Here is a 15,895-nt window from a genome sequence, read left to right as displayed (position 1 = left end):
GTGACACGGCGCGACGGCGGGCGACGCGGCGGAGCGTTGTCCGCGGTGCCGCCGCCGCGCCGGCTCGCCGAGCTCGGGGCGGACACCTCGGACGCCCTGCTCGCCTCCGGGGACGCCGGGATCGCCCACGTCACCGGCGCGCTCCCGGCGCGGCTGGCGCTCGCCGGGACCGCCGGTCTCGCGGCGCCGCCGGTCGACGCGGCGGGGCTGCGTGCCCGGCACGAGGCCCAGCGCGGTATCCGCTTCGCGGCGATCGCCGCGGGCGCGGAGGACCTGCGGCGGGCCGCGGACCGCATCCGCGCCCGGCACCGCGCGCTCGCCGAGGAGGCGGGCGGGCTGTGGGAGCGCTGGTCCGGGCCGTCGGCCGACGAGGTCGCCGACCGGGTCGTCGCGCTCGGGCGGGCCGCGCAGGAGATCGTCACGATGCTGGCCGAGACCGCGGAGACCGTCGAGGCGGCCGGACTCGCCGTGGCCGACGACGTGACCGACCGGGCCGCAGCCGCCCGGGCGCTCGCGGCCGCCGACCCCGGCCCGCCCCCGGGACCGGGCGCGATGCCCGCCGCGGCCCACGCCTGGGCGAGCGCCCTGGACGTCCGGCTGGCGCGCTACCTGGCGGTGGCCGACCACACCGACGCCGCGATCGCCGAGACCTGGCGCGAGCTCGCGGAACGTCTCGCGGTGCTCCGCCGGCTCTCGGGCACCGGGCCCGCGCCCGACCCGTCGCCCGGGCTCCCGGCCGACCTGCTCGCGCTCCCGGAGATCCTCGCCGCCCTGGGCGGGCTGGGGCTCGACGATCCCGACGGTGAGCCCGACGAGCTCGACGAGCCCGAGGACGGCGGGGCTCAGACGGTCGACGACTCCCGGTAGACCCGCACGTCGGTGCCCTTGACCGCACCGTCGATCACGTCCGCGTACTTCTTCTCGCCGGTGAGGTGGTGGAGGAGGAACCCGGTGAGCAGGGCCTTCACCGTCGTGAGGACGCCCAGGTCCGCCTTGCCGTCGAGCACCAGGTCGCTCCAGTGCTTGCCCTCGACGACGCCGAGGTGGCTGGCCTTCTTGACCGTCCGCATCACCGACGGTCCGGCCCACGCCGCCGCGACCGGCTCCGTGCCGGCGGCGGGCGGGGCCACCAGGTCCTTGCCGAACGCGACGTGCAGGCCCGGCAGGTGGACCGCGCGGGCGGCGTCCTGGGCCGACGGGCGCGACTCGGACAGCGCGATCGTCGCGACCGCCTGCACGTGCCCGCGGTTCTCGGCGATCTCCGAGCCGGACTCCCAGTAGGGCTCGCCGGCGGCCTGGACGCGCGTCGTGTGTGCCGGGGCGGCCGCGGCGAGCACGGCGGCTCCCGCACCCATCCCGTGCCCGGCCAGCGCCAGGCGGCGGGGGTCGACGCTGACCGCGGCGCCGCGGGCCGTGCCGCCCAGCCGCACTGAGGAGACGACGTCGAGCGCGGTACGCAGGTCGTTCGCCAGGCGCCGGTGCGACGCGAACGGGCCCCGCTCGGTGTCGGGGGCGGCGGCGACGATCCCCCACGACGCGAGATGGCGCAGCAGGCCGAGGTAGCGCGAGGCGGGGTTCAGCCAGTCGTGGCCGAACGCGACCGCGGGCAGCAGCTCCCCCGAGGTCGGGGTGAAGACCACACCCGGCAGGCCGACCAGCGCGAGCTCCCCCCGCAGGACCTGGTGCGGGCCCGGACGCCCGAGCTCGGCGACGATCTGCTTCGCGCTGGCCATGGCGCCGGACCGTAGTGCATCGGCACCCCGCACGGCCTGCTGGAACACGCTCCTGACGGGTGGGTCACGTGGGCACCGACCAAGGTCCACTTCGGCCCACCTAGGCTGGGAGCCCGTGTGCGGCATCGTGGGATACGTGGGCTGGCGCCCGGCACGCGACGTCCTGCTGGGCGGTCTGCGGCGACTGGAGTACCGCGGGTACGACTCGGCGGGCATCGCGACGGTGACCCCGGGGACGGGCGCGGTGGAGGTGCACCGGGCGGCCGGTCCGCTGGACAACCTGGTCCGCGTGACGGACGCGCACCCGGAGACCGACACCGTCGCCCGCACCGGGACGGGGCACACCCGGTGGGCCACGCACGGCGCGCCGACCGACCGGAACGCGCACCCGCACCGCGACACCACCGGCCGGGTCGCGGTGATCCACAACGGCATCATCGAGAACTTCGCCGCGCTGCGCGCCGAGCTCGAGGACGCGGGCGTGGAGCTCGCCAGCGACACCGACACCGAGGTCGCGGCGCACCTCGTGGCGCGGGCGCTCGACGACGACCCGGCCGCCGGGTTCACCGCGGCGGTCCGCCGGGTGGTCAACCGCCTCGAGGGCGCGTTCACGCTGGTGTTCACGGACGCGCAGCGGCCCGACGAGATCGTCGCGGCCCGGCGGTCGTCGCCGCTGGTCGTCGGGATCGGCGACGGCGAGACGTTCGTGGCCTCCGACGTGGCGGCGTTCATCGACCACACCCGCGACGCGGTCGAGCTCGGCCAGGACCAGATCGTCACGTTGACCCGCGAGGGTGCGGTCGTCACCGACTTCCACGGGGACCTCGCCCCGACGCGGCCCTTCCACGTGGACTGGGACATCGCCGCCGCCGAGAAGGGCGGCCACGACTTCTTCATGTCGAAGGAGATCGAGGAGCAGCCCGCGGCGCTCGCGGACACGCTGCGCGGCCACCTCGTCGACGGCCGGATCGTGCTGGACGAGCAGCGCCTGTCCGACCAGGAGCTGCGCGACATCGACAAGGTGTTCGTGGTCGCCTGCGGGACGGCCTACCACGCGGGCCTGCTCGCGAAGTACGCGATCGAGCACTGGTGCCGCATCCCGGTCGAGGTCGAGGTCGCGAGCGAGTTCCGCTACCGCGACCCGGTGCTCGACCGGTCCACGCTCGTCGTCGCGATCTCGCAGTCCGGCGAGACCGCGGACACCCTGGAGGCGGTCCGGCACGCCCGCGAGCAGAAGGCCCGCGTGCTCGCGATCTGCAACACCAACGGCGCCCAGATCCCGCGCGAGTCGGACGCGGTGCTCTACACGCACGCCGGACCGGAGGTCGGGGTCGCGGCGACGAAGACGTTCACCAGCCAGGTCGTCGCCTGCTACCTCGTGGGTCTCGCGCTCGCGCAGAACCGCGGGACGAAGTACGCCGACGAGGTCGAGCGCGAGTACCACCAGCTGGTCGCCTCGGCCGACGCCGTCAAGAAGGTGCTGGCCTCCGCGGTGGAGCCGACGCGGGCGCTGGCGCGCGAGCTGGCGGACTCCAAGGCGGTGCTCTTCCTCGGCCGGCACGTGGGCTACCCGGTGGCGCTCGAGGGTGCGCTGAAGCTCAAGGAGCTGGCGTACATGCACGCCGAGGGCTTCGCCGCGGGCGAGCTCAAGCACGGCCCGATCGCGTTGATCGAGCAGGACCTGCCCGTCGTCGTCGTGATGCCCTCGCCGCGGGGCCGCGCGACGCTGCACGCGAAGCTGCTCTCGAACATCCGCGAGATCCAGGCGCGGGGCGCCCGCACGATCGTCGTCGCGGAGCGCGGGGACGAGACCGTCCGGCCGTTCGCGAGCACGCTGATCGAGGTGCCGGTCGTCCCGACGCTCATCCAGCCGCTGGTGGCGACGATCCCGTTGCAGGTGTTCTCCGCCGAGGTGGCCCGGGCCCGCGGGTACGACGTCGACAAGCCGCGCAACCTGGCGAAGTCGGTGACGGTCGAATAGGTGCGCTGCGCCCTCGTGAGCACTAGTGGGTGCTATAGCACCGAAAAGTGCTCACACCGGCAGCACGTCCCCGGTCATCATGTGCTGTGGCTCATGTGAGCACTTTTCGCTGCCATAGCAGCCACTAGTGCTCACGTGCCGACGAAGGAGGCACCTTGTACGGCGTCTGGACGCCCGAGCAGGTGCAGGCCGCCGAGGAACCGGTGCTGGCCCGCACGCCCGAGGGTGCGCTCATGCGGCGTGCCGCGTACGGGGCCGCCCGGGTGGCGCTGCGGATGCTCGTCGAGCACACGGGCGGGGTCGTCGGACGCCGGGTCGTGGTGCTGGTCGGCGCGGGGAACAACGGCGGCGACGGGCTGTGGGCCGGGGTGGAGCTGCGCCGGCGGGGGGTCGCGGTGACCGCGGTCCTGCTGGCTCCGGACCGCGCCCACCCGGCCGGGCTCGCGGCGCTGCGGGCGGCGCGCGCCCGGGTGCTCTCCGAGGTCGAGCCGGCGGTCGTCGCGGTCGGCCGGGCCGACCTCGTCCTCGACGCGATCGTGGGCACCTCCGCGCGCGGCGGTCTGCGCGACCCCGCTCCGCTGCTCGTCGGCGCGGTGCGCTCCCCGGTCCTCGCGATCGACACCCCGTCCGGGGTCGACCCGCTCACCGGCGTGGTCCACGGGGAGGCGGTCGCGGCCACGGAGACGGTCACCTTCGGTGCCCGCAAGCCGGTGCACGTCCTGGACCGGGGCCGCTGCGGCGCGGTGACGCTCGTCGACATCGGTCTGGGTCCCGAGCTGCCCGAGCCGACGGTGCGGGTCCTCGACGCGGCCGACGTCGGCGCCCGCTGGCCCGTCCCCGGACCGACCGACGACAAGTACACCCAGGGCGTCGTCGGGATCGCGGCCGGCAGCGCCACCTACCCGGGCGCGGCCGTGCTCGCGAGCGGCGCCGCCGCCCTGGCGACCAGCGGCATGGTCCGCTACGCCGGCACCGCCGCCGACGAGGTCCGCGCGGCCTGGCCCGAGGTCGTCGCCACCGACCGGGTCGGCGACGCCGGGCGCGTGCAGGCCTGGGCGGTCGGGCCGGGGCTCGGAACGGACGACGCCGGCGCCGCGACCCTGCGCCACGTCCTCGACGCCGGGGTCCCGGTGCTCGCCGACGCGGACGCGATCACCCTGCTCGGCGCGGACGCCGACCTGCGCGCCCGGGCCGCGGCCACCACGACCCTGGTCACCCCCCACGCCGGGGAGTTCGCCCGCCTCGTGGCCTCGCTCGACGACCCGCCGGACCCCGCCGTCGACCGGGTCGCGTCCGCCCGCCGCGCCGCGGCCGAGCTCGGCGTGACGGTGCTGCTCAAGGGCAACGCCACCGTCGTGGCCACCCCGGACGGTCGCGTCCTCGTGCACCCGGCGGGGTCGTCCTGGCTCGCGACGGCGGGATCGGGCGACGTCCTCTCCGGCGTCGCGGGCGCCCTGCTCGCCGCCGGTCTCGACCCGCTGGAAGCGGCCGGCTGCGCGGCGTTCGTCCACGCCCGCGCCGCCGAGATCGGGTCGGGGGGCAGCCCCGTTCCCGCCTCCCACGTCCAGGCGGCCCTGCCCGAGGCCATCCGCTCGGTGCGGGAGGCCGCGTGATGCCGCGTGCAGAGGTCCGCATCGACCTGGACGCCATCCGCCACAACGTGCGCCACCTGGCCCTGCTCGGCGACGACGCCGCCGTCATGGCCGTGGTCAAGGCCGACGGGTACGGCCACGGGGCCGTCGACGTCGCCCGGACCGCGCTGGACGCCGGCGCGCGCTGGCTGGGGGTGTGCACGCTCGAGGAGGCGGCCGAACTGCGGACCGCGGGGATCACCGCCCCCGTCCTGTCGTGGCTGCACCTGCCCGAGGAGGACTTCTCCGGCGCGGTGGCGACCGGGATCGACCTGGGCGTGGCCTCCCGCCGCGACCTCGCCGCGGTGGCCGCCGGCGCCCGCGCCGCGGGCCGACCCGCCCGGATCCACCTCAAGATCGACACCGGGCTCTCGCGCAACGGCTGCCCGCCGCACGCGTGGGGCGACCTCCTCGAGGCGGTCGCCGGACACGCCGGGGCCGGCGAGGTCGACCCGGTCGCGGTGTGGACGCACTTCGCCCACGCCGACGCGCCCGCGCACCCGACGATCGACGTGCAGACCGATCGGTTCGACCACGCGCACGCCGCGGCGACCACCCGTCTCGGGCGACCGCTGCTCGCCCACCTCGCGAACTCCGCGGCCACCCTGACGCGTCCCGACCTGCACCGCGACCTCGTCCGGCCCGGGATCGCGGTCTACGGCCTCGACCCGGTCGGCGGCGGCGTCCACCTGCGGCCCGCGATGTCGCTGCGCGCCCGCGTCGCGCTGGTCAAGTCGGTGGCCGCGGGCGAGGGCGTCTCCTACGGGCACATCTGGACCACGCCGACCGACCGGGACCTCGCCCTGGTCCCGGTGGGCTACGCCGACGGGGTGCCGCGGCTGCTCGGGTCGACCGGGCGGTTCACGGTGGGCATCGCGGGCCGCCGCCGGCCCGTCGTCGGGCGGGTGTGCATGGACCAGGTCGTCGTCGACCTCGGCCCGACCGGCACCGGCCACGGCGTCGTCGAGGGCGACGAGGTCGTCCTGTTCGGCGACGGCGCCGACGGCGGGCCGACCGCGACCGAGTGGGCGGACCTGCTGGGCACCATCCACTACGAGGTGGTCACCGGGGTCGGGTGCCGGCCACGCCTGCGGCGGACGACGGTGGGCTGAACGACGAAGAGGGTGAACCGGGCGCGGACGTGGTAGAAGCCTGTCATGACGACGGTGCGTGCGACCCGCCCCGGAGCGACGACCCGTGAGTGAGGACCGACGGCACACCGGCGGGATCCTCGGGGCGATCGCCGGGACGGTGCTGGGCGGCGCCGCCGCGGCGGGCGCCGTCGGCGCCGGGCGCGCCCGGTCCCGCGTGGTCCGCGCCCGGGCCGAGCTCGAGGAGTCCGAGTCCGAGCACCCCTCGCAGCTCGGGCTGCTGCCGCGCGGTCGGGAGTCCTCGGTGGCCGCCGACGACGGGACCCGGCTCGCGGTCGAGGAGATCGAGCCGGTGACCCCGGGCGTGGAGCCCGAGCTCACCGTCGTCCTGGTGCACGGCTTCGCGCTGGACCGGCGCTGCTGGCACTTCCAGCGGCGCATGCTCGCGGAGCTCACCGACCCCGCCGTCCGGGTGGTGCTCTACGACCAGCGCCGCCACGGCCGGTCCGGCCAGTGCTCGGCCCGCGCGTGCACGATCGCGCAGCTCGGCGCGGACCTGGACGCGGTCATCCGCACGGTCGCCCCGGAGGGCGACCTGGTGCTGGTGGGCCACTCCATGGGCGGCATGACGATCATGGCGCTGGCCGAGCGGCACCCGGCCCTGTTCCGCGACCGGGTGCTCGGCGTCGCGCTGGTGAGCACCTCCGCCGGGGACGTGGGGACGGTCGGCCTGCAGCGGGCGGTGCTCTCGCACCGCAACCCGGCGGTCAACGTGGTCGGCCGGCTCGCGCACTGGCGCCCCGAGACCGTGGACCGCATCCGACGCCTGGGCGGGAACGCCATGTGGGCCGCGGTGCGCCGGATGGCCTTCGGCGATCCCGACGTCGAGCCCGCGCTGGTCGACCTGGTCGACCGGACGATCGCCGCCACGGCGCTGGACGTCCTGACGTCGTTCGCGAACACCCTCTCCACCCACGACCGCAAGGCCGCCCTGCGCGGCCTGTCGCAGTGCGAGGTGCTGGTGGCGGCGGGGACCGAGGACCTGATGATCCCGTACGCCCACTCCGAGGTGATCGCCGCCGAGCTGCCCCGGGCGGAGCTGCTGCCGCTGGAGGGCGCGGGCCACATGGCCATGCTCGAGCAGCCCGGCGAGTTCGACGCCGCGCTGCTGGAGCTGCTGCGCCGGTGCACCCACCGCAGCCAGGTCCTGCGCCGCCTGCGGCCGCCGGGCGCGGAGTCGGGCGCCCGCCGCTCGCGGCTGCGCCGGCCCCGACGCCGGGCGTGAGCGACGCGCCGGGGATCGTCCTCGACGCCCTGACGCCGGACGACGCCGCGGACTGCGCGCGGCTGGAGGCCCTGCTCTTCCCCGGCGACGACCCGTGGAGCGCCGCCGCGTTCCGGGCCGAGCTGCACGCCGGGCACCCCTACTACGCCGCCCGGTCGGGGGGCCGGCTCGTCGGCTACGCCGGGGTCGCGCTGCTGCCCGCCCCGGCGTTCTCGCGGGAGCCGGCGGAGGCCGAGGTGCACACGATCGGGGTGGATCCGGCGTACCAGGGCCACGGGACGGGGCGCCGCCTGCTGCGCGCGCTGCTCGGCCGGGCGGACGCGATCGGCGCGGTCACCTACCTCGAGGTGCGCACCGACAACGCGCCGGCGGTGGCGCTCTACCGCTCCGAGGGCTTCGAGGTCGTGGGCCTGCGGCGGCGCTACTACGCGAGCGGGGCGGACGCCCACACGATGCGCCGCGCGGCCCCGACGCACCCCTCCGACCCTCGTTGATGGATTGGCACTCGCGGCGGTAGAGTGCCAACCGAACGGCACCGGAGCCGGCCCGGCACCCGCGACGGCGGGTCGGTCACCCCGGGGTCGTCACCCACCATCCAGAAACCAAGCTGGACCCCTGATCGTGGAGGTCATCCCGTGGCGAGCGTGAACATCAAGCCGCTCGAGGACAAGCTCGTGGTGCAGGCTTCCGAGGCCGAGACCACGACCGCGTCCGGCATCGTCATCCCGGACACCGCGAAGGAGAAGCCGCAGGAGGGCAAGGTCCTCGCGGTGGGTCCGGGCCGGGTCGACGACAACGGCAACCGCATCCCGCTCGACGTCGCGGTCGGCGACGTCGTCATCTTCTCGAAGTACGGCGGCACCGAGGTCAAGTACAACGGCGAGGACTACCTGATCCTGTCCTCGCGCGACGTCCTCGCGGTCGTCAACTAAGCACCGCAGGCAGTGCCACCGCCCCGGTGATCCCGAGAGTCCGGGGTCCCGGGGCGGTCGCATGTCCGGAGCACGAAAGGACCGGTAGTGCCCAAGCAGATCACGTTCGACGAGAACGCCCGTCGCGCCCTCGAGCGCGGCGTGGACCAGCTGGCGGCGGCGGTGAAGGTGACCCTCGGTCCGCGGGGGCGCCACGTCGTGCTGGACAAGAAGTTCGGTGGGCCGACGATCACCAACGACGGCGTCACCATCGCCCGCGAGATCGACCTCGACGACCCGTTCGAGAACCTCGGCGTGCAGCTCGCCAAGACCGCGGCCACCAAGACCAACGACGTCGCCGGTGACGGCACGACGACGGCCACGGTGCTCGCCCAGGCGCTCGTGAGCGAGGGCCTGCGCAACCTCGCGGCGGGCGCCAACCCGACCGCCCTCGGCGCCGGCATGGCCGCCGCCGCGGAGAAGGTCACCGAGGTCCTACGCACGCGGTCCACCCCGGTGGACGGCCGGCGGGGCATCGCCTCGGTCGGCGCGGTCGCCTCGCGCGACCAGGAGATCGGCGACCTCATCGGCGAGGCCATGGAGAAGGTCGGTGAGGACGGGGTCATCACCATCGAGGAGGCCTCGACGCTCGCCACCGAGCTCGAGGTCACCGAGGGCCTGCAGTTCGACAAGGGCTACCTCTCGCCGTACTTCGTCACCGACGGCGAGTCGATGGAGGCCGTCCTCGAGGACGCCCACGTCCTGCTGCACCGCGAGAAGATCAGCTCGATCTCCGACCTCCTGCCGCTGCTGGAGAAGGTCGTGGAGTCCGGCAAGCCGCTGCTGGTGATCGCCGAGGACCTCGAGGGCGAGGCGCTCTCGACCGTCGTCGTCAACGCCATCCGCAAGACCCTGCGGATCTGCGCGGTCAAGGCGCCGTTCTTCGGGGACCGCCGCAAGGCCTTCCTCGACGACCTCGCGGCCGCCACCGGCGCCACGGTGATCAACCCCGAGATCGGGCTCAAGCTCTCCGAGGCCGGCCTCGACGCGCTCGGCACCGTCCGGCGCGCCGTGGTCACCAAGGACGCCACCACGCTGGTCGAGGGCGGCGGCGACAGGGCCGCCGTCGAGGGCCGGGTGCAGCAGATCCGGCGGGAGATCGAGGAGACCGACTCCGACTGGGACCGCGAGAAGCTGCAGGAGCGGCTGGCCAAGCTGGCCGGCGGCGTCGCGGTCATCAAGGTCGGGGCGGCCACCGAGACCGAGCTCAAGGAGCGCAAGCACCGCATCGAGGACGCGGTGGCGGCGACCCGGGCCGCGGTCGAGGAGGGCATCGTCCCCGGCGGGGGTGCGGCGCTGCTGCACGCCTCCGCGGAGCTCGAGGGCGGTCTGGGCCGCACCGGTGACGAGGCCACGGGCGTCGCCCTGGTCCGCCGGGCCCTCTCGGCGCCGCTCAAGGCCATCGCGTTCAACGCCGGCCTCGAGGGCTCCGTCGTCGCCGCGAAGGTTGCCGACGGCGGGTGGGGCACGGGCTACGACGCCGCGGCCGAGACCTACGGCGACCTGATGGCCGCCGGGATCATCGACCCGGTGAAGGTCACCCGCTCCGCGCTGGAGAACGCGGTGTCGATCGCGCGCATGGTCCTCACGACCGAGTCCGCGATCGTCGACAAGCCCGAGGAGGAGGCCCCCGACGCCGCCGGTGGCCACGGCCACGGGCACGGCCACGGGCACTGATCCACCCCGGACGGACGTCGGGCCCGGTCGCTGCGCAGCGGCCGGGCCCGTCGTGTGTCGGCGTCCTCAGCGGATGACGACGTCCTGCACCCGGCCCCGCGAGCGGGAGCCGGTCCGTTCGGACTCCGAGAGTCCGCCCCAGATGCCGTAGGGCTCGCCCGCGGCGAGCGCGTGCCGGCGGCACGGCTCCATCACCGGGCAGCTCTCGCACACCGCCTTCGCGCGGCGCTCGCGGCTCGCACGGGCCGGCCCGCGCTCGCCGTCGGGGTGGAAGAAGAACGCACTGTCCATGCCACGGCACGCGGCGTGCAGCTGCCAGTCCCAGAGATCGGCGTTGGGGCCGGGGAGTCGACGGACGTCGGCCATCTCGACCACCTCCTCGTCCTGACGTCGGTGGTGGCCCGGCGTGGGGCCCGCTGCTCTGCATGCCCCGACGTCACCCCACCACGCGGGGCGGGCGCGGGCGATGGTCACCGTCCGTGCCGGCGGCCGCGCGCAGGGCGACCGTGCACCCGACCCTATGACCGGCGCACGGCGGTGGACAAGACGTTCGGTTGTGAGCCGGGTCCATCTCGCGCGACCGAGTGTCGGTCGTCCGGATGCGCGACACGGCGCGCCGAGAACACCGGTCACCGAATCCCCTGCGTGACAAGACTTGCCGAAACGACCACCATCCGTGATCATCCCTTGAGCACTCCGTGGTCGGTGCTCCGTGTGGGTGGTGGGCGCGACCGCGGGGGTGCAGGGTCGGCCGTGACCGGGCGGGCCCGGTTCCGTTGGACAGGAGGGGGACGGACGGTGCTTGCCACGTCGCGCGACGCGGCCGGGCGTCCGGCCGCCGCAGCACCACCGTGTGAGGAGCAGGCATGGCACCGGTCGTCGATCCGGCGCGGGAAAACCGCGGATCCGACTCAAGCCGGGGCGGCGTCGCGCCGATGACCGGTAGTGCCCGCCAAGCGACTGCAGGAACGCTGCAGGGAGGAACTTCCGTGACCACGGTCCTGATCTGCGACGACCGCCGCAGCGTGCGTGAGGGACTGACCCGCGTCATGTCGGCCGTGCCGGGCGTCCACCGCATCGACTGCGTCGCCCACGGCGACGAGCTGCTCACCCGCTTCTCCCGGCAGAGCGTCGACGTCGTCCTCGTGGGGACCCAGCGCGCCGTGCCGACCGGGGTCGAGGCGACCCGCCGGCTCGTGGCCGCGCACCCCCAGGCGAACGTCATCGTCTTCGGCGCGCCGGACGACTCGGGCAGCATCGCCGCCGCCATCGCCGGCGGTGCGCGCGGATACCTCCGGTGGGACGCCTCGCGGCCCGAGCTCGTGGCCGCGCTCGCGCACACCCTCGCCAGCACCTCGGTGCCCGCGCCGCGCACGCCCTCCGACACCGGGGTGCAGCTCACCGAGCGGGAGCTGCAGGTCCTGCGGGGGATGGCCCAGGGCAAGAGCAACGGCCAGATCGGCCGCGAGCTCTACCTGTCCGAGGACACGGTGAAGACCCACGCCCGCCGGCTGTTCCGCAAGCTGGGCGTCCGTGACCGCGCGCAGGCCGTGGCGCACGGCTTCCGCCGGGGTCTGGTCTCCTGACCGCGCGGCCCCGCCCCGTCCAGCCCGGCCGGCCAGGAGCCGGAGCGGGTCCCGGGGCGTACCCCACCCCGCCCGCGTCGGGCCCGCCGCAGAGCCCGCCCGTGGGCTCGCCGCTGCCGCCCGGGGTGCCGCCGCCGCACCCGGACGACGTCCCGACTCCGGCGATCGGCACTCCTCGTGCCTCCCATCGCGCGGCCGATCGTTGGCGCGTGCCGGATCGGGGGAACCCGACGGCAGGACATGGCGCGGTCCGTCCGGGGGGACGGTACGGTGACCCCTCCGGGTCACCGGCTCCGTGGGACGGCACCGCACACACCGCCTCCGCGGAGGAGGTGGCCCGTCGGACCGAGGTGGACCTGCGGGTCACACCGCCGCGCGTAACGCCGGGGCCACGGGGAGCGATGACCGAGTCAGGGAACGACCTCGAGAGGCTGGTGGCCGCCGCGAACGACGGCGACCGCTCGGCTCTCAATCGTGTCCTCGCGATCATCCGACCGCTCGTCGTGCGCTACTGCCGCGCGAGGATCGGCCGGCAGGAACGGTCGTCGGTCTCGGCCGACGACGTGGCCCAGGAGGTGTGCCTCGCCGTGCTGACCGCACTGCCCGGCTACCGGGACCAGGGCCGTCCGTTCCTCGCCTTCGTCTACGGGATCGCGGCGCACAAGGTGGTCGACGCCCATCGCTCGGTGGCGCGGAACCGATCCGAACCCGTCTCCGAGCTGCCCGAGGAGCTGGACCCGTACGACGGTCCGGAGCAGCGCGCGATGAACGGTGCTCTGTCCGTCCAGATGGGTCAACTGCTCGACACGCTGCCCCCCAAACAGAGGGAAATCCTCGTGCTGCGTGTCGTCGTTGGTCTCTCGGCGGAGGAAACCGCGGAAGCGGTCGAATCCACACCCGGAGCGGTCCGGGTGGCTCAGCACCGCGCACTGTCGAAGCTGCGGACCGCCGTGTCCGCGATCTCGGAAGAGGTGAGTTAGGTGGGTGGTCACCGCGCGTTCGGTGCGGGTGACGATCTGGTCGACGGGCCGGTGGACCTCGCCGCCGTCCGAGCCGACGACGCCCTGCTCGACGCGATCGCCGGCGGAACGGTCAGCGGCGGTGTGGACGCGGGCGACGTCTTCGGTCGTCCCGGGCAGGACGACGACCATCTGGCCGCGATCCTCGCCGCGTGGAAGGCCGACATCGAGGCCGAGCCCATGCCGGAGCTGGTCTCGCTCGACGAGGCCGCCGAGGCGGTCGAGGCCGGGCACGCCGCCCGGGACCGTCGCGCCAGCCGTGCCCGGCGCCGCATGCCGTTCGCCGTGGCGGCGGCCGCCATCGCGGTCGCGCTGTCCGGCTTCACGGTCGCGGTCCACTCCGCGCAGCCCGGCGACGCGATGTTCGGCCTGACCAAGGTCTTCTTCTCCCAGCACGCCGACAACGTCGCCAAGGCCGAGCAGGCCCGCGCCACCATCGTCGAGGCGAACAACGCGATCGCGCGGGGTGACCGGGCGACCGCCCAGTCGCTGCTGCAGAGCGCGGGGACCCAGATCCAGGCCGTGCAGCCCGAGGACCAGCCGGCCCTCGTGCAGCAGCGCCAGGACGCGCTCAAGTCCCTGGACCCCGCCGCGACCGGGCCGACGCCCTCGACGGGCACCAGCGAGCCGGCGCAGCAGGCGCCGGGCGAGGAGTCCGGCACGCGGCCGAAGCCCCAGCGGCCGGCGCCGCAGGACCCGGCCGAGGCCAGCACCACGGCCTCCGTGCCGAGCACGGACGGGAGCACGTCCGAGCCGGACACCGTCACGCCGGAGCAGGGCCGCGAGGCCACGACGACCACGCCGCCGGCGCCGTCGCCCTCCGGTAACTGACACGCACGACAGAAGGGCCCGGTCCCCCTCGGGGAACCGGGCCCTTCGTCGTCGTGGGAGTGGGCGGTTACTGCTCGGCCAGCGTCGCGTCCGCGTAGCCCCGGCAGTACTCCCAGGTCACGTAGGCCGCCGGGTCCGGGTCGAACGGGGGCTCGTGCGGGCGCATGTGTCCCTCCTCGAGCAGCTGCTGGAGGCTCGCGCGCAGCAGGTCCCAGTCGTGGAAGTGCTGCTCCTCGCAGTCCTCGCAGTCGACGACGACCCCGCGGATGCCACGGGGAGCGAGCAGGGCCTGGAACACCGCCAGGTCCCCGAGGTCGGCGACGACCTCCTCGCGCTCCTCCTCGTCGAGGGGGAGGTCCTCCGGCGCGGTCACGTCAGGGAAGTCGCCGATCGCGTCGAGCATGCGGGAGGGGTCCGACGACGGGTCGCCCGCGAAGGGGTCGGGCGGCAGGGCTTCGTACGGCACGGTGACGAACCTACCGGTCCGGACTAGTCGATCGACGGGTCCCCACCGTGCATACCGGGTGACGGGTGACCTGCGGAGACCGGGGTCACTGTCCGGGGGCGACTAGCATCGTGGGCATGGTGCTGACGGACCCCGACGTGCCGGAGAAGTTCGGGCTGCTCGGCCTGACGTTCGACGACGTGCTGCTGCTCCCGGCCGAGTCCGACGTGGTGCCCTCCGAGGCGGACACGTCGGCCCGCCTCTCGCGCAACATCACCCTGCGGATCCCCCTGGTCAGCTCGGCGATGGACACCGTCACCGAGGCGCGGATGGCGATCGCGATGGCGCGGCACGGCGGCATGGGCGTGCTGCACCGCAACCTCCCGGCCGAGCAGCAGGCGGCCCAGGTCGAGGTCGTGAAGCGCTCCGAGGCGGGGATGGTGACCGACCCGGTCACCTGTTCGCCGGACGACACCCTCGCCGACGTCGACGCCCTCTGCGCCCGCTTCCGCATCTCCGGGCTCCCCGTCACCGACGAGGGCGGGAAGCTCGTGGGCATCATCACCAACCGCGACATGCGCTTCGAGGTGGACCACACCCGCAAGGTGCGCGAGGTGATGACGGCGTCGGACCTCGTCACCGCGCAGGTCGGGGTCACCGCGGAGGCCGCGCTCGGGCTGCTGCGCCGTCGCAAGATCGAGAAGCTGCCGCTGGTCGACGGCGCCGGCTTCCTGCAGGGCCTGATCACGGTCAAGGACTTCGTCAAGACCGAGCAGTACCCGATGGCGACGAAGGACCCGGACGGCCGGCTGCTCTGCGGCGCGGCCATCGGGGTCGGTGACGACGCCTGGACCCGCGCGATGGGTCTCGTCGACGCCGGGGTCGACGTGCTGATCGTCGACACCGCGCACGGGCACTCCCGGGCGGTCACCGCGATGGTCGCGAAGCTCAAGCAGGAGCTCGGCGACCGCGTGGACGTCGTCGGCGGCAACGTCGCGACGCGGGCGGGCGCGCAGGCGCTGGTCGACGCCGGGGCCGACGGCATCAAGGTTGGCGTCGGGCCGGGCTCGATCTGCACCACCCGCATCATCGCCGGCGTCGGTGTGCCCCAGATCACGGCGATCGCCGAGGCGGACTCGGCGGCGCGCCCGGCGGGCGTGCCCATCATCGGCGACGGCGGGCTCCAGTCCTCCGGCGACATCGCGAAGGCGATCGCCGCGGGGGCCTCGTCGGTGATGCTGGGGTCGCTGCTGGCGGGTACGGCAGAGACCCCGGGCGAGCTGGTCCTGGTCGACGGCAAGCAGTACAAGGCCTACCGCGGCATGGGCTCGCTCGGCGCGATGCAGACCCGCGGGCAGCAGGGCTCGTACTCGAAGGACCGCTACTTCCAGGACGACGTGCTCTCCGACGACAAGCTGGTGCCCGAGGGCGTCGAGGGCCGCGTACCCTTCCGGGGCCCGCTCGCGCAGGTCACCCACCAGCTGGTTGGCGGCCTCCGGGCGGCGATGGGGTACACGGGGTCCCGGACGACGGTCGAGCTGCAGTCCGCGCACATGGTGCGGATCACCGCGGCCGGTCTCGCCGAGTCCCACCCGCACCACGTGACGATGACGGCGGTCGCCCCGAACTACGGGGGTCGCTGAGC

At 74.7% G+C, this 15,895-nt stretch carries 15 protein-coding genes; 12 read left to right on the top strand and 3 right to left on the bottom strand.

The annotated features are described in order from the left end of the window. On the top strand, window positions 1–867 hold the full coding sequence (locus WCD74_RS11095) for a WXG100 family type VII secretion target (RefSeq protein ID WP_337694922.1): 867 nt from the start codon (window positions 1–3) through the stop codon (window positions 865–867). Here WCD74_RS11095 and WCD74_RS11090 read toward each other — a convergent pair. Then, window positions 843–1,733 (bottom strand): dienelactone hydrolase family protein, encoded by an 891-nt coding sequence (locus tag WCD74_RS11090; RefSeq protein WP_337694921.1) that lies wholly within the window; start codon window positions 1,731–1,733, stop codon window positions 843–845. The two genes, WCD74_RS11095 and WCD74_RS11090, sit on opposite strands and share 25 nt — an antisense overlap. Before the next feature lie 115 nt (window positions 1,734–1,848). On the opposite strand from WCD74_RS11090, the gene glmS reads away from it, so the two are divergent. The 7 genes from glmS (at window position 1,849) to groL (ending at window position 10,369) form a co-directional block, all read left to right on the top strand. Further along, the gene (glmS, locus tag WCD74_RS11085) at window positions 1,849–3,714 is read left to right on the top strand and encodes a glutamine--fructose-6-phosphate transaminase (isomerizing) (protein ID WP_337694920.1); all 1,866 of its coding nucleotides are present in this window, start codon (window positions 1,849–1,851) and stop codon (window positions 3,712–3,714) included. 155 nt (window positions 3,715–3,869) lie between these two features. Then, complete coding sequence (locus tag WCD74_RS11080) at window positions 3,870–5,327, top strand: NAD(P)H-hydrate dehydratase (RefSeq protein WP_337694919.1); 1,458 nt, start codon at window positions 3,870–3,872, stop codon at window positions 5,325–5,327. Then, on the top strand, window positions 5,327–6,457 hold the full coding sequence (gene alr / locus WCD74_RS11075) for an alanine racemase (protein ID WP_337694918.1): 1,131 nt from the start codon (window positions 5,327–5,329) through the stop codon (window positions 6,455–6,457). Before WCD74_RS11080 ends, alr begins: the two co-directional genes overlap by 1 nt. 85 nt (window positions 6,458–6,542) lie before the next feature. Continuing rightward, complete coding sequence (locus tag WCD74_RS11070) at window positions 6,543–7,721, top strand: alpha/beta fold hydrolase (protein WP_337694917.1); 1,179 nt, start codon at window positions 6,543–6,545, stop codon at window positions 7,719–7,721. Further along, window positions 7,718–8,215, top strand: coding sequence for a ribosomal protein S18-alanine N-acetyltransferase (gene rimI / locus WCD74_RS11065; protein WP_337694916.1), 498 nt, complete (start codon window positions 7,718–7,720; stop codon window positions 8,213–8,215). The genes WCD74_RS11070 and rimI overlap by 4 nt, the downstream gene beginning before the upstream one ends. A gap of 141 nt (window positions 8,216–8,356) precedes the next feature. Then, complete coding sequence (gene groES, locus WCD74_RS11060) at window positions 8,357–8,653, top strand: co-chaperone GroES (protein ID WP_018330959.1); 297 nt, start codon at window positions 8,357–8,359, stop codon at window positions 8,651–8,653. A gap of 87 nt (window positions 8,654–8,740) precedes the next feature. Continuing rightward, the gene (gene groL, locus WCD74_RS11055; protein WP_337694915.1) at window positions 8,741–10,369 is read left to right on the top strand and encodes a chaperonin GroEL; all 1,629 of its coding nucleotides are present in this window, start codon (window positions 8,741–8,743) and stop codon (window positions 10,367–10,369) included. 66 nt (window positions 10,370–10,435) lie between these two features. On the opposite strand, the gene WCD74_RS11050 is transcribed toward groL, so the two are convergent. Continuing rightward, window positions 10,436–10,735 (bottom strand): WhiB family transcriptional regulator, encoded by a 300-nt coding sequence (locus tag WCD74_RS11050; protein ID WP_337694914.1) that lies wholly within the window; start codon window positions 10,733–10,735, stop codon window positions 10,436–10,438. Window positions 10,736–11,358: 623 nt separating this feature from the next. On the opposite strand from WCD74_RS11050, the gene WCD74_RS11045 reads away from it, so the two are divergent. The 3 genes from WCD74_RS11045 (at window position 11,359) to WCD74_RS11035 (ending at window position 13,805) form a co-directional block, all read left to right on the top strand. Then, window positions 11,359–11,955 carry a response regulator transcription factor gene (locus WCD74_RS11045; protein WP_018330962.1) on the top strand — a complete coding sequence of 199 codons (597 nt, stop codon included), beginning with the start codon at window positions 11,359–11,361 and terminating at the stop codon, window positions 11,953–11,955. A 401-nt stretch (window positions 11,956–12,356) separates the two neighbouring features. Continuing rightward, on the top strand, window positions 12,357–12,935 hold the full coding sequence (locus WCD74_RS11040; RefSeq protein WP_018330963.1) for a sigma-70 family RNA polymerase sigma factor: 579 nt from the start codon (window positions 12,357–12,359) through the stop codon (window positions 12,933–12,935). Then, complete coding sequence (locus tag WCD74_RS11035; RefSeq protein WP_337694913.1) at window positions 12,936–13,805, top strand: anti-sigma-D factor RsdA; 870 nt, start codon at window positions 12,936–12,938, stop codon at window positions 13,803–13,805. Between the two features lie 67 nt (window positions 13,806–13,872). On the opposite strand, the gene WCD74_RS11030 is transcribed toward WCD74_RS11035, so the two are convergent. Beyond that, window positions 13,873–14,271 (bottom strand): DUF5319 domain-containing protein, encoded by a 399-nt coding sequence (locus WCD74_RS11030; RefSeq protein ID WP_337694912.1) that lies wholly within the window; start codon window positions 14,269–14,271, stop codon window positions 13,873–13,875. Window positions 14,272–14,387: 116 nt separating this feature from the next. On the opposite strand from WCD74_RS11030, the gene guaB reads away from it, so the two are divergent. Then, complete coding sequence (gene guaB, locus WCD74_RS11025; RefSeq protein WP_337694911.1) at window positions 14,388–15,893, top strand: IMP dehydrogenase; 1,506 nt, start codon at window positions 14,388–14,390, stop codon at window positions 15,891–15,893. Window positions 15,894–15,895: the final 2 nt, after the last annotated feature.

It is taken from the genome of Actinomycetospora aurantiaca, from assembly GCF_037401875.1.
In the GTDB taxonomy this organism is placed as follows: Bacteria; Actinomycetota; Actinomycetes; order Mycobacteriales; family Pseudonocardiaceae; genus Actinomycetospora; species Actinomycetospora aurantiaca.
This window is presented reverse-complemented; position numbering and strand designations above follow the sequence as displayed.

Excerpts from the sequence above, each read along its gene's own strand:
- alr (WP_337694918.1), top strand. The coding sequence starts at position 5,327 with ATGCCGCGTGCAGAGGTCCGCATCGACCTGGACGCCATCCGCCACAAC.
- WCD74_RS11090 (WP_337694921.1), bottom strand. The coding sequence starts at position 1,733 with ATGGCCAGCGCGAAGCAGATCGTCGCCGAGCTCGGGCGTCCGGGCCCG.
- guaB (WP_337694911.1), top strand. The coding sequence starts at position 14,388 with ATGGTGCTGACGGACCCCGACGTGCCGGAGAAGTTCGGGCTGCTCGGC.
- WCD74_RS11040 (WP_018330963.1), top strand. The coding sequence starts at position 12,357 with ATGACCGAGTCAGGGAACGACCTCGAGAGGCTGGTGGCCGCCGCGAAC.
- WCD74_RS11050 (WP_337694914.1), bottom strand. The coding sequence starts at position 10,735 with ATGGCCGACGTCCGTCGACTCCCCGGCCCCAACGCCGATCTCTGGGAC.